The organism is Isoptericola sp. NPDC019693, assembly GCF_044389085.1.
Lineage (GTDB): Bacteria > Actinomycetota > Actinomycetes > Actinomycetales > Cellulomonadaceae > Isoptericola.
Genome location: NZ_JBIRXP010000007.1, coordinates 45,331 through 57,150, shown reverse-complemented (window position 1 = coordinate 57,150; position 11,820 = coordinate 45,331). Strand labels below are relative to the sequence as shown.

The following is an 11,820-nucleotide window of genomic DNA, read 5'->3' as shown; positions in this document are numbered from 1 at the left end:
TGGTCGCGCTCTCACGGAATGACCCCCTGGACCGTTCTCGTCCCGAGGGGATAGTCTCGCTCCTGCGCGTCGAAGCGCTTCGACAATCCGAGGGAGTGTGGTCATGAGGCACGGCCTTGCGCGGCTCACGGACGAGCTGGGCGTCCTGTACGGCGGGGACTACAACCCCGAGCAGTGGGACCGGGCCGTCTGGCAGGAGGACGTCGCGCTGATGCGGGAGGCGGGGGTCAACCTCGTCACCGTCGGCGTCTTCAGCTGGTCGCACCTCGAGCCACGGCCGGGAGAGTACCGGTTCGCCTGGTTGGACGAGGTGCTCGACCTGCTGCACGGCGCGGGCATCGCCGTCGACCTCGCCACCCCCGTCGCCTCGCCGCCGCCCTGGCTGGGGCACCGGCACCCGGAGTCGCTGCCCACGACGGCCGACGGCACGGTGCTGAGCTACGGGTCGCGGAACCAGTTCTGCCCGTCGTCCGACGCCTACCGGGCGGCCGCCGCGGGCATCGCCGAGCAGGTCGTGGCGCGCTACGCCGCGCACCCCGCCGTGCGGATGTGGCACGCGGGCAACGAGTACGGGCAGTTCTGCTGGTGCGACCGCTGCGCCGAGCGGTTCCGCGACTGGCTGCGCGCGCGGTACGGCACGCTCGAGGCGCTCAACGCGGGCTGGGCCACGACCGTCTGGTCGCAGGAGTACGGCGACTGGGCCGAGATCCTGCCGCCGCGCGTCGCGCCGTACCACCGCAACCCGTCGCAGGAGCTCGACTTCCGCCGCTTCGGCTCCGACCTGCTGCTCGACCTGTACCGGGAGCAGAAGGCGATCGTCCGCCGGCACGACCCGGAGCGCCCCGTCACGACCAACCTCATGGGCTTCTTCGGCGGCATCGACCCGCACGACTGGGCCGCGGACCTCGACGTGATCGCCGACGACGCCTACCCCGACCCCGCGTCCCCCGACGCGCCCGCGGACTCGGCCCTCGTCAACCACCTGGCCCGGGGCCTGGCGGGAGGCGCGTCCTGGCTGCGCATGGAGCAGGCGGCGAGCGCCGTGAGCTGGCGCGAGCACAACCTCACGAAGTCTCCCGGGCGCCTGCGTGCCGAGGTGCTGCAGGCCGCGGCGCACGGCTGCGACGGCGCGCTGTTCTTCCAGTGGCGGCAGGCGCGTTCCGGCCCCGAACGGTTCCACTCGGCCATGCTGCCCGTGGCCGGCCCGGACACCGCCCTGCACGCGGGCGTCCGGCGCCTGGGCGCCGACCTGCGCGCGCTGCGCGGCCTGGTCGGGCAGCCCGTCCACCGCCGCGTCGCCCTCCTGTGGGACTGGCCGTCGTGGTGGGCCGGCACCCAGGTCGCGCTGCCGACGTCGCGCCTCGACCCGCTCGCCACCCTGCAGGCCTGGCACCGTGTCCTGTGGCGGCTCGGGGTCGTGGCGGACGTCGTCGCCCCCGGGCGGGAGGACGTCGCCCTCGCGGACTACGACGTCGTGCTCGCGCCCGCCCTCACGGTCCTCGACCAGGGCACCGCCGACCGCCTCGACGCCTACGTCGCCGGCGGCGGCCACCTCGTGTGGGGGCCGTTCGGCGGGGTCGCCGACGGCCTGGCGCACCTGCACCTGGGGCGGTCGCCCGCCCTGCTGCGGCACGTGCTCGGCGTCTCGGCCGAGGAATGGGCCCCCCTGCCCGACGGCGGCAGCGTCGTCTCGTGGGTCGACGGCCGCCGCGGCGCGGCGACCACCCTCGGCGAGCGCACCCGGAGCGACGGCGCGGAGGTGCTCGCCACCTACGACGACGGGCCGCTGGCCGGGTGCGTGGCCGTCGCCCGTCACGACCACGGCGCCGGTCGCGCCTGGTACGTGGGTGCCGACCTCGCCGCCGAACCCCGGCACGGGCTCGACACCGTGCTGCGCGCCGCCCTCGACGGCGCCGGCGTCCCGACGGGCGGGCAGGAGCCCGGCGTCGAGACGGTCTGGCGCGGCAGCACGCTGGTCGCGATCAACCACGGCGACCGGTCGGCCACGCTCGACCTGGCCGCCGCCCTCGCCGCGGGCCCCGCGGAGGTCCGCGCCGCCGCCGCCCTCACCGACGTGCTCGGCGGCACCCGGCACGCCCTGCCCGGCGACGCCGTGCCGGGAGCGCGTGCGACGCTCCCGCTCGCCCCGCACGACGTCCTCGTCCTCACCACCTCCTCGACACCGGAAGACGACGCATGACCGCCACCTCGCCCCAGACCGCCCACCCGTACCAGGACCGCACCCTCGCGGTGGAGCAGCGGGTCGAGGACCTGCTCGCCCGCCTCACGCTCGAGGAGAAGGCGGGCCAGCTCTTCCACCCGATGGGCACCCTGGAGGACGTCGACACCGGCAACGCCGAGTTCGACCTGCCGCCGCTGCGCCGCACGATCGTCGACCAGCACATCACCCACTACGGCCTGCTGGGCACCACCCGCACCCCGCGCGAGTTCGTCGAGTGGCACAACGCCGTCCAGCGCATCGCTCTCGACCGCCCGCACGGGATCCCCGTGACGTTCTCCACCGACACCCGCCACCCGGTGACGACCGACCCGCGCAACGCGCTGACCGGCAACCCGGAGAGCGAGTCGCCGGCCGGGTTCTTCTCCGCCTGGCCCGACACGCTCGGCCTCGCCGCGATCGGGGACGACGCACTGATCGAGCGGTTCGCCGCGATCGTGCGCGAGGAGTACCGCGCCGTGGGGCTCACCGTGGCGCTGCACCCGCAGCTCGACCTCGCGACGGAGGCGCGCTGGCCGCGCATCTTCACCACGTTCGGCGAGGACGTCGAGCTGGTCGAGCGCATCGCGCGGGCGTACGTGCGTGGGCTGCACGGCGGCGACCGGCTCGGCCCGCGCTCCGTGGCGGGCATGATCAAGCACTTCCCGGGCGGCGGGCCGCAGCGCGACGGCGAGGACCCGCACTTCCCGTACGGGCGCGAGCAGGTCTACCCGGGCGGCGCGTTCGAGACCCACCTGCGCCCGTTCACGGCCGCGCTGGAGGCCGGCGCCACGCAGGTCATGCCGTACTACGGCATGCCGGTGGACACCGAGTACGAGGAGGTCGGCTTCGGCTTCAACCGCTCGGTCGTCACGGGCATCCTGCGCGAGCGCCTCGGCTTCGACGGCATCGTCTGCACGGACTGGAGCCTCATCACGGACCACATCGCGGTGGGTGACGAGACCTCGGCCCGCGCGTGGGGCGTCGAGCACCTGACCGAGGAGGAGCGGGTGCTCAAGGTGCTGCACGCCGGCGCCGATCAGTTCGGCGGCGAGTACCGCACCGACCTGATCCTCGACCTCGTGCGGGCGGGCCGCCTGGAGGAGTCGCGCGTCGACGTCTCGGTGCGCCGGATCCTGCGCGAGAAGTTCGTGCTCGGCCTGTTCGACGAGCCGTTCCTGGACGGCGACCACGCCGAGCGCGTGGTCGGCAGCCGCGAGTTCGTCGAGGCGGGCCTCGACGCGCAGCGCCGCTCGCTGACCCTCCTGACCAACCGGGAGGACGGCGGCGCCCCGGCGCTGCCGCTCGCCCGCGGCGCGCGGGTGCTCGCCGAGGGCCTGGCGGCCGACGCCGTCGCCGCGTTCGGCGAGGCCGTCACCGCGGTCGAGGACGCCGACGTCGCCGTGCTGCGGGTGCCCGCGCCGTTCGACGCGAAGGACGGCCTGGCCGCCGGCTTCCACACCGGCTCGCTGGAGTTCGACGCCGCGACCGTGGCGCGGGTCGAGGAGCTCGCGGCGCACGTGCCCGTCGTGCTCGTCGTCTACATGGACCGCCCTGCGGTGATCGGCGGCCTCGAGCAGACCGCCGCCGCCGTCGTCGCCGACTTCGGCACCTCCGACGAGGCCCTGGCCCAGGTGCTGTTCGGCGAGGCCGGGCCCGAGGGGCGCCTGCCGTTCGACCTGCCGAGCTCGATGGCCGCCGTCGTCGCCAGCCGCAGCGACGTGCCGTTCGACACCGCCGACCCGCAGTTCGTGCACGGCCACGGCCTGCGGTACGCGCGGGCATGAGCGAGGGGGAGTCATGAGCACGAGGTCGACGATGAGGACGCGGCTCGGCCGCGGCGCCGTCGCCGCGGCCGCGGGTCTGGCGGCCGCCACCGCGCTGGTCGCGTGCAGCGGCGACGACGGCGCTCCCGGCGGCGGGGGCGACGGCGACGGCCCGGTGCAGCTCACCTACTGGACCTGGATGACGAACATCGAGGACGTCGTCGGGGTCTGGAACGAGGAGCACCCGGACGTGCAGGTGAAGGTCGCGCGGCTCGCGGAGGGCGACGACCTCGTCACCCGCATCACGACGGCCGCGGAGGCCGGCAACCTGCCCGACCTCATGCAGGTCGAGTACCAGGCGCTGCCGATCCTCGTGTCCAACGGGGCCGTCGCCGACGTCACGGACACCGTGGCCCCGCTCGCGGACGAGTTCTCGCCCGCGGCGCTGGCGCAGGTCACGTGGGACGGGCAGAGCTACGCCGTCCCCGGCGACATCGGCCCGCTGATGATGTACGTCCGCGAGGACCGGCTGGAGGACCTCGGCCTCGACGTGCCGACCACGTGGGACGAGTTCGCCGACGTCGCCGAGCAGGTGCACGAGGCCGACCCGGACGCGCACCTCACGTCGTTCGACGCCACGTACCCGGGCTGGTTCGCGGGGCTCTCCCAGCAGGCGGGCGCCCAGTGGTGGTCGGCCGACGGGAACGCCTGGGGCGTCGACATCGACGACGCCGCGACCACCCGGGTCGCGTCCTACTGGAGCGACCTCGTGGACCGCGGGCTGGTGAGCACCACGCCCACGTACTCGGCCGAGTGGAACGCTGCCATGTCGACGGGGGACCAGCTCGCCTGGATCGCCCCCGCCTGGGGCGCGGGCGTCATCGCCGGCATCGCCGAGGAGGGCTCCGGGTGGACGGCCGTGCCGCTGCCGCAGTGGGAGCCCGGCGCCGAGGACGCCGGCAACTGGGGCGGGTCGTCGGCCGCCATCTCGACGACGACGCCGCACCCCGACGAGGCCGCCGCGTTCCTCACCTGGCTCTACACCGACCCGGAGGGACTGGCGCAGCTCGTCGACACCGCCGGCCTGTACCCGGCGGCCGTCGCCGGCCAGGAGTACGCCAAGGGGTCGGCCGTCCCGGAGATCCTCGGCGACCAGACGGACTTCTGGGACCTCGCGGCCGACGCCGCCGCCCACACCACCGAGTTCCCCTGGTCGCCCAACGTGAACTACGCGTTCACGCGCATGCAGGACGACTTCTCCACCTCGATCGAGCAGGGCCGTCCGCTCCAGGACTCGCTCCGCGACATCGACACCGCCATCACGAAGGACCTCCACGACCAGGGCTACCCGGTCGCCGAGGACTGAGCTCCAGCGCCGGCGGACGACCGCCGGCCGGACGAATCGAGACGTCATGACCACGCTTGACCCCGACGTCGCGCGCGCGCCGCGCGGCCTCGACGCCCCGGCGGCGGCCCCGCCGAGGCGCGGGCGCCGCCGCGGACGCGGCGTGCCGTACCTGCTGCTCGCCCCCGCGCTGCTCCTGCTGCTCGGGTTCATGCTCGTGCCCATCGGCTACTCCCTGTGGCTGAGCCTGCGGGCCAAGCGCGTCGCCGACGGCAGCCTGCTGGGCGCCCGCGAGGAGCAGTTCGTCGGCCTGCAGAACTACGCCAACGCCCTCAGCGACCCGGTGTTCTGGGAGGCGCTGGGCCGGATGGTCCTGTACGGCGCGGTCGTCGTCGTCGTGATGTTCGGGCTGGCGGTGGTCTTCGCCCTGCTGCTCGACTACGGCCGTACCCGCCTGACGGGCGTGTGGCGCACGCTGATCTTCATCCCGTACGCCGTCCCCGGCGTCATCGCGTCGCTCATGTGGGGCTTCCTCTACCTGCCCGCGGTGAGCCCCATCCACCAGCTCTTCGAGAAGGTCGGGCTCACGGCGCCGGACTTCCTCGGCAGCGGCACGGTCCTGTTCTCGACGGCGAACATCGCCGTCTGGGGCGGCCTCGGCTTCAACATGATCATCCTGTACACCGCGCTGCGCGGGGTGCCGGTCGAGCTGTACGAGGCGGCCCGGCTGGACGGCGCCTCCGAGGTGGGGATCGCGCTGCGGATCAAGCTGCCGCTCATCGCCCCCGCCCTGGTCATGACGATGGTCTTCGCGCTCATCGCGATGATCCAGGTCTACAACGAGCCGACCGCCCTGGAGCCGTTGTCGCACGCGATCACCAGCTCGTGGATGCCGATGATGAAGGTCTACAACGACGCCTTCGTCCAGGGGAACACCTACCTGGCCGCGGCCGAGTCGGTGCTCCTGGCGGCGCTCACGTTCGCCGTGTCCATGGGTGTCATGCGCGTCTCGCGCCGATTCACCGGAGGTGACGACGCATGAGCGTCGCGATCGCCCCTGCCCGCGCGCGGGCCCGCCGCGGCGGCGTCCTGCCGACGCTGGTGCTCGCCGTCGGCGCGCTGTACTGCGTCCTGCCAGCCCTGTGGGTGCTCGTCGCCGCGACGAAGAACCCGCAGGAGCTGTTCAGCACCGACACGTTCGCGCCGTCCTTCAACGGCGGCCTCGCCGCGAACGTCACCGCGCTGCTCGAGTACAACGACGGCGTCTTCCTCAGCTGGGTGCTCAACTCGCTGCTGTTCGCGGGGATCGGCACGGTGCTGTCCGTGTTCTTCTCGGCGGCCGCCGGGTACGCGCTGGCCGTCTACCGGTTCCCCGGCCGGGAGGCGATCTTCACGACGATCCTCGCCGGGGTGCTCATCCCGCAGATCGCGCTCGCCATCCCGCAGTACCAGCTGCTGTCGGCGCTCGACCTGGTGGGCAGCTACTGGTCGGTGCTGCTGCCGCTGCTCGTCAGCCCCTTCTCCATCTACCTGTGCCGCGTGTTCGCGGCCGCCACCGTGCCGCCGGAGATCCTCGAGGCGGGCCGGATCGACGGCGCCGGCGACCTGCGCCTGTTCTGGAGCGTGGGCCTGCGGCTCATGACGCCAGGCCTGGTCACGGTGTTCCTGCTGCAGTTCGTCGCGATCTGGACGAACTTCATGCTGCCCTACATCATGCTCAGCAACGAGCGGATGTTCCCCCTCACGGTGGGGCTGTTCACGCTGCTCAACCGCGGGGCCGGGCAAGCGGCGCTGTACACGCTGGTGATCACCGGGTCGCTGCTGTCGATCGTCCCGCTGATCCTCTGCTTCCTGCTGCTGCAGCGGTACTGGCGGCTCGACGTGCTCAGCGGGGGTCTCAAGGGCTGACGGCCAGATCGGTTCATCCGAGAGGATTTCACACCCCGGAAACGCCGTTTGACCCAGCGGAAACCCTCGCTCCCTACCGTCGTCCCGACGCGCCGCCACGGCGCCCGGTGACGGAAGGGGACGACCGATGTCCGAGGCACCACCCAGCACGACACCACCCAGCACCTCACCCAGCACCGCCGAGCGGCACCCGGTCGACCAGGTGCCACGGTTCGCGCGGCTGTTCCCGCTCGGGCTGCAGCACGTGCTCGCCATGTACGCCGGGGCGGTGGCGGTGCCGCTCATCGTGGGCGGCGCCCTGGGCTACTCCGCGCAGGACCTGGCGTTCCTCATCAGCGCCGACCTGTTCGTCGCGGGCATCGCGTCGATCATCCAGTCCCTCGGGTTCTGGCGGTTCGGGGTACGGCTGCCGCTCATGCAGGGCGTGACGTTCGCCGCGGTGGGGCCGATGATCACCATCGGCACGACGTACGACATCACCGCCGTCTTCGGCGCGACCATCGCGTGCGGCCTGTTCATGATCGTGGTGGCGCCGTTCTTCTCGGCGCTGCTGCGGTTCTTCCCGCCGCTCGTCACCGGCACGGTGATCCTCATCATCGGCGTCTCGCTCATGGACGTCGCCGCCGGCTGGATCACGAACAACGGCGAGGCGGCCGCGCCGGCCGACCTGGGGCTCGCGGCCGGCACGCTGCTGTTCATCGTGCTGGTCGAGCGGTTCGCGCCGCCCGCGCTGGCCCGCCTGTCCGTGCTGCTCGGCCTGGCCCTCGGCACGCTCGTCGCGCTGCCGCTGGGCAAGGTCGACTGGTCGGGCGTGGGCGAGGCCGGCTGGTTCGCCGTCGTGACGCCGTTCCACTTCGGCCTCCCGACGTTCCCCGTCGCGGCCGTGGCGTCCATGCTGATCGTGGGCCTCGTGATCATGACCGAGACGACGGGCGACATGATCGCCGTCGGCGAGATCACCGGTCGCCCCGTGACCAAGCAGCGGCTCGGCGACGGCCTGCGCGCTGACGGCCTGTCCACCGTGCTCGGCGGGGTCTTCAACACCTTCCCGTACACGGCGTTCGCGCAGAACGTGGGGCTCGTCAGCCTCACGGGCGTGGGCTCGCGGTTCGTCGCGACGATGGCCGGCGGCATCCTCGTCGTCCTCGGCCTGGTGCCGAAGGTCGGTGCGGTCGTCGAGGGCGTGCCCAGCGCCGTGCTGGGCGGCGCGGGGATCGCTCTGTTCGGCATGGTCGCGGCGTCCGGCATCCGCTCGCTCACCAAGGTCACGTTCACCAGCAAGAACATCCTCGTGGTGGCCGTGTCCCTCGGTATCGCGATGCTCCCGACCGTGCGCCCGGAGATCTACGCCGAGTTCCCGACGTGGTTCCAGCTGATCTTCGACTCCGGCATCAGCGCCGGCGCGATCAGCGCGATCCTGCTCAACCTGCTGCTCAACGGCGACCAGCTGCGCGCGGCGTCGACGCCGGCCCGCCCTGAGCCGTCACGTCAGGAGGCGTGACCCCCGACCTGCGGGACGACGACGGCCGGTGCCCGGGCTCCCGGGTCACCGGCCGTCGCCGCTGCCGGCGGGCGTCAGCCCCTGAAAGCGTCCTTGACGTTCTCGCCGGCCTTCTTGAGCGAGGCCTTCTTCTGGTCGGTCCGCCCCTCCCGCTCCAGCTTCTCGTCGTCCGTGGCGCGACCGGCGGCCTCCTTGGCCTTGCCGGCGGCGTCCTCGGCTGCGTGCCTGGCCTTGTCTCCGGTACCCATCACTCTCTCCTCCCGATGCGGTGGTGACCCGAGGAACGTCCCCGGGAGTCGCCCTGCTCGCAAGCGGTCCCGCCGCGCGCACGCGTCGACGCGCTGCCGCGGCGTCATTCCACGAGCCGCTCCGCGGCGCCCCGGCGGGCGACGGCGAGATGCACCCGCCCGGACAGGTCGCGACCCAGCACCCGCGCGGTGTCGTGGGCCACGCCGTCCACGAGCGCCCCGAGGGCCGCGACGTCGGTGCGCGACGCGACGCGGACCCGCCCTACGAGCACGAGACCGCCGTGCTCCTCCGCGAGCCCGAGCGCCGCGGACCGCACCCGCGGGTCGGCGTCGAGCTCCGCGCTCGCGGCGCGCGTCACCGCGTCCGGCACGACCCGCAGCCGGTCCCGCGTGCGGGACCCCGGCAGCGACGTCGCGGCGGTGCGCGGCCCGGGGCGGTGCGCGAGGAGCCACCACAGGCCCACCAGCACCAGCACCACGGCCGCCACCGCGCACGCGACCGGCCACCAGGTGGCGTCGGGCGCGTCCGCCACCGCCGGCACGTCGACCGCCTCGCCCGGACCGGGCAGCCCCGCACCCGCGGGCAGCCAGCCGGACGCGAGCGCCACCAGGCCCGCGCCGGCGACCAGGAGCACCAGCCCGAGCAGCGTCAGCAGCGCCCGGTCCGCGCCCACCACGCGACGTCGTCCTCTCATGCCGCACCTCCGGTGCTCGTCACCCGCACCCGGACCTGCGGGGTGGGGTCCAGGGCCGCGACGCGCGCCTGCACCGCGTGCGCCACCTCGCCCGGCACGGTCGCGTCGCCGGTGCTGGTCACCCGGACCACCACCGTGCGCCGCGACGCCGTCGACGTGGCAGCCAGCACGCCGTCCACGTCCTGCGCCGTCGCCGACGACAGCCGCGCGACGTCCCGCGGTCGCAGCTCGACGGCGGGTGCGTCGCGGAGCCGCGCCGCCCGGGGGTTCCCGCGCCAGGCCGCGACGAGCACCACGATCCCGACCAGGGCGGCCACGACCCCGGCGAGCACCGCCGCCGGGCCGAGGGTCGAGCCCTCGACCGCGAGGACGGCCTGACGCACCCACCCGTCCTCGGGGGTCAGCCCCGCGAGCGACCGGGCGGCGAGCGCCTCCTGCGCGGCCGCCACGCCGCACGCGATCAGCACCAGCGCCACCACGACGCCCGCGGCACGCGCCGACGTCCCCGAGCGGTACCCGGGCGCGGCGGGCACCGGCACGCGCGTGCCGCGCGTCCCGTCCGTCCCGGTGATCGTCGTCATCGCACCCTCCTGCCCTCGGCCGCCGGGGGTCGGACGTCGGCCACGGTGACCACGAGGTCGTCGACGTGCACGCCCACCAGCCGTTCCAGCTCCTCCCGCAGGGTGTCCCGCACCCGGGCCGCCACGTCGGCGGCCGGCTCGGGCCAGGTGGACGCGACGCGGGCGCGGACCCGCGCGCGGGCCCCCGCGAGCTCGACGTCCACGTGGGGGAGGTCGGTGCCCGCCAGGCCTCCGCGCACCGGCGTGGACGCGCCGGCCGCGGCCTGCTGGGCCACCTTGACCACCACGCGGTCGGCCATGGTGACCCGGCCGGCGACGTCGGCCGCGGGATCGGCGTCCGGGTCGGCCTGCACGTCGGGTGCGGTGCCGGGGTCAGCCACGGCGGCGACCCCCCAGCAGCGCGCCGAGGTCCATCCGTCCGTCGAGGTGCGCGCCGACCAGCAGCCCGACGCCCCCGAGCACGATCGCGAGCAGGAAGCCCAGGAACCCGCCGGTGGTGACGGCGAGAGCGAGCAGCAGGCCCGCGAGCAGGCCGACCGTGGTGAGGTTGTTCATGACTCGTCCTTCCTCGTCCCGTCGTGCGGGACCTCCGCGCCGCCGGGCCGTCCCGGGGCCTCGACGTCGTCCACGTGCACGACCACGGGTGTCGTCGGTGTCGTGGGTGCCGGGGGCGCGTCGTCCTGCGCCTCGTCCGGGACGGTGCGCAGGACGGAGCGGACGGCCTCGTGCACCGCCCCCGCCACGCCGGGCAGGTCCCGCACGCCGGTCGCCGTGACGACGACGTGCACGTGCACGCCGTCGTCGTCGATCCGCACCCCCGGCACCCGCCCGCCGGGCAGGTAGGTGGCGATCTCCCCGAACCGGCCTGCGGTGAGGGTGGCGACGCCCGGCACCGCCAGCGCGGCGGCGCGCACGCGCGCGGCCGTCGACGGGACGGGTGCGTCGTCGTCCGGGACGCTCACTGCACCCTCGACGGCTGGTCGTCCGACTCGTCGTCGTCCTCCGGCAACCACACGTCGTCGACGCTGACGTTGACCTCGATCACCTTGAGCGCGGTCATCTGCTCGATCGAGCTGATGACGTTGCGCCGGACGGCCTCGGCGACGTCCGCGATCGCGACGCCGTACTCGGCGACGATCTCGACGTCGACGGCGGCCTCCGACGCGCCGACCTCCACGTTCACGCCCTGCGCGTAGTTGGTGGTGCCCCCGGGGATCCGCTCCCGGATGGCGCCGAAGGCGCGGGCCGCACCGCCGCCCACGGCGTGCACGCCGGCCACGTCGCGTGCGGCGATGCCGGCGATCTTGCTGACGACACCGTCGGCGATGGTCGTGGTGCCGTGCTCCGTGCTCAGCGGGCTGCGCCCGGCGCGGCCGGCGCGGTCGGAGGCGCGGGGACTTGGGTTCGCGTCGTCGACACCGCCGGTGCGGGTCTGCGGCGCGCCCGGCTGCTGGCTGCTCTGGTGGGTGCTCTCGGCCATCGTTAGCCTCCGTGCTCGGCCCGCGGTGCGTTCGTCGCGCACCGTCGTCAGTTTGTTCCGACACTGGGTGAGTGCCCG

At 74.1% G+C, this 11,820-nt stretch carries 13 protein-coding genes; 6 read left to right on the top strand and 7 right to left on the bottom strand.

All coding sequences use genetic code 11. From position 1 onward, the window contains the following. Positions 1-103: 103 nt before the first annotated feature. The 6 genes from ACH436_RS18680 to ACH436_RS18655 all read left to right on the top strand — a co-directional run bounded on the left by ACH436_RS18680 (position 104) and on the right by ACH436_RS18655 (position 8,738). Positions 104-2,200: a beta-galactosidase gene (locus tag ACH436_RS18680; protein WP_430561705.1), complete on the top strand. Its 2,097-nt coding sequence runs from the start codon at positions 104-106 to the stop codon at positions 2,198-2,200. Further along, positions 2,197-4,005, top strand: coding sequence for a glycoside hydrolase family 3 protein (locus tag ACH436_RS18675; protein WP_430561704.1), 1,809 nt, complete (start codon positions 2,197-2,199; stop codon positions 4,003-4,005). Before ACH436_RS18680 ends, ACH436_RS18675 begins: the two co-directional genes overlap by 4 nt. A 13-nt stretch (positions 4,006-4,018) precedes the next feature. Continuing rightward, complete coding sequence (locus tag ACH436_RS18670) at positions 4,019-5,350, top strand: ABC transporter substrate-binding protein (RefSeq protein ID WP_430561703.1); 1,332 nt, start codon at positions 4,019-4,021, stop codon at positions 5,348-5,350. 46 nt (positions 5,351-5,396) lie between these two features. Beyond that, a complete protein-coding gene (locus ACH436_RS18665; RefSeq protein ID WP_430561702.1) occupies positions 5,397-6,371 on the top strand; it encodes a carbohydrate ABC transporter permease in 975 nt (324 codons plus the stop codon). Then, positions 6,368-7,237 (top strand): carbohydrate ABC transporter permease, encoded by an 870-nt coding sequence (locus tag ACH436_RS18660; RefSeq protein WP_430561701.1) that lies wholly within the window; start codon positions 6,368-6,370, stop codon positions 7,235-7,237. Before ACH436_RS18665 ends, ACH436_RS18660 begins: the two co-directional genes overlap by 4 nt. A 127-nt stretch (positions 7,238-7,364) precedes the next feature. Beyond that, complete coding sequence (locus tag ACH436_RS18655; protein WP_430561700.1) at positions 7,365-8,738, top strand: nucleobase:cation symporter-2 family protein; 1,374 nt, start codon at positions 7,365-7,367, stop codon at positions 8,736-8,738. A gap of 74 nt (positions 8,739-8,812) precedes the next feature. Here ACH436_RS18655 and ACH436_RS18650 read toward each other — a convergent pair whose 3' ends face one another. The 7 genes from ACH436_RS18650 to ACH436_RS18620 all read right to left on the bottom strand — a co-directional run bounded on the left by ACH436_RS18650 (position 8,813) and on the right by ACH436_RS18620 (position 11,742). Further along, positions 8,813-8,986, bottom strand: a complete 174-nt coding sequence (locus ACH436_RS18650) for a CsbD family protein (protein ID WP_430561699.1) — start codon at positions 8,984-8,986, stop codon at positions 8,813-8,815. 104 nt (positions 8,987-9,090) lie between these two features. After that, positions 9,091-9,681, bottom strand: coding sequence for a hypothetical protein (locus ACH436_RS18645; protein WP_430561698.1), 591 nt, complete (start codon positions 9,679-9,681; stop codon positions 9,091-9,093). Beyond that, positions 9,678-10,262 (bottom strand): DUF6286 domain-containing protein, encoded by a 585-nt coding sequence (locus ACH436_RS18640; protein WP_430561697.1) that lies wholly within the window; start codon positions 10,260-10,262, stop codon positions 9,678-9,680. Before ACH436_RS18640 ends, ACH436_RS18645 begins: the two co-directional genes overlap by 4 nt. Then, complete coding sequence (locus ACH436_RS18635; protein WP_430561696.1) at positions 10,259-10,642, bottom strand: hypothetical protein; 384 nt, start codon at positions 10,640-10,642, stop codon at positions 10,259-10,261. Before ACH436_RS18635 ends, ACH436_RS18640 begins: the two co-directional genes overlap by 4 nt. Continuing rightward, positions 10,635-10,817 (bottom strand): DUF2273 domain-containing protein, encoded by a 183-nt coding sequence (locus ACH436_RS18630; protein ID WP_430561695.1) that lies wholly within the window; start codon positions 10,815-10,817, stop codon positions 10,635-10,637. Before ACH436_RS18630 ends, ACH436_RS18635 begins: the two co-directional genes overlap by 8 nt. Continuing rightward, entirely contained in the window at positions 10,814-11,224 is a 411-nt protein-coding gene (locus tag ACH436_RS18625; RefSeq protein ID WP_430561694.1) for a hypothetical protein, read from the bottom strand. The genes ACH436_RS18630 and ACH436_RS18625 overlap by 4 nt, the downstream gene beginning before the upstream one ends. After that, a complete protein-coding gene (locus ACH436_RS18620) occupies positions 11,221-11,742 on the bottom strand; it encodes an Asp23/Gls24 family envelope stress response protein (RefSeq protein WP_430561693.1) in 522 nt (173 codons plus the stop codon). The genes ACH436_RS18625 and ACH436_RS18620 overlap by 4 nt, the downstream gene beginning before the upstream one ends. Positions 11,743-11,820: the final 78 nt, after the last annotated feature.

Bases quoted from the DNA above. Each gene is read 5' to 3' on its own strand.
- ACH436_RS18670 (WP_430561703.1), top strand. From the start codon at position 4,019: ATGAGCACGAGGTCGACGATGAGGACGCGGCTCGGCCGCGGCGCCGTC.
- ACH436_RS18665 (WP_430561702.1), top strand. From the start codon at position 5,397: ATGACCACGCTTGACCCCGACGTCGCGCGCGCGCCGCGCGGCCTCGAC.
- ACH436_RS18620 (WP_430561693.1), bottom strand. From the start codon at position 11,742: ATGGCCGAGAGCACCCACCAGAGCAGCCAGCAGCCGGGCGCGCCGCAG.
- ACH436_RS18630 (WP_430561695.1), bottom strand. From the start codon at position 10,817: ATGAACAACCTCACCACGGTCGGCCTGCTCGCGGGCCTGCTGCTCGCT.
- ACH436_RS18680 (WP_430561705.1), top strand. From the start codon at position 104: ATGAGGCACGGCCTTGCGCGGCTCACGGACGAGCTGGGCGTCCTGTAC.
- ACH436_RS18660 (WP_430561701.1), top strand. From the start codon at position 6,368: ATGAGCGTCGCGATCGCCCCTGCCCGCGCGCGGGCCCGCCGCGGCGGC.
- ACH436_RS18640 (WP_430561697.1), bottom strand. From the start codon at position 10,262: ATGACGACGATCACCGGGACGGACGGGACGCGCGGCACGCGCGTGCCG.
- ACH436_RS18655 (WP_430561700.1), top strand. From the start codon at position 7,365: ATGTCCGAGGCACCACCCAGCACGACACCACCCAGCACCTCACCCAGC.
- ACH436_RS18675 (WP_430561704.1), top strand. From the start codon at position 2,197: ATGACCGCCACCTCGCCCCAGACCGCCCACCCGTACCAGGACCGCACC.
- ACH436_RS18650 (WP_430561699.1), bottom strand. From the start codon at position 8,986: ATGGGTACCGGAGACAAGGCCAGGCACGCAGCCGAGGACGCCGCCGGC.
- ACH436_RS18645 (WP_430561698.1), bottom strand. From the start codon at position 9,681: ATGAGAGGACGACGTCGCGTGGTGGGCGCGGACCGGGCGCTGCTGACG.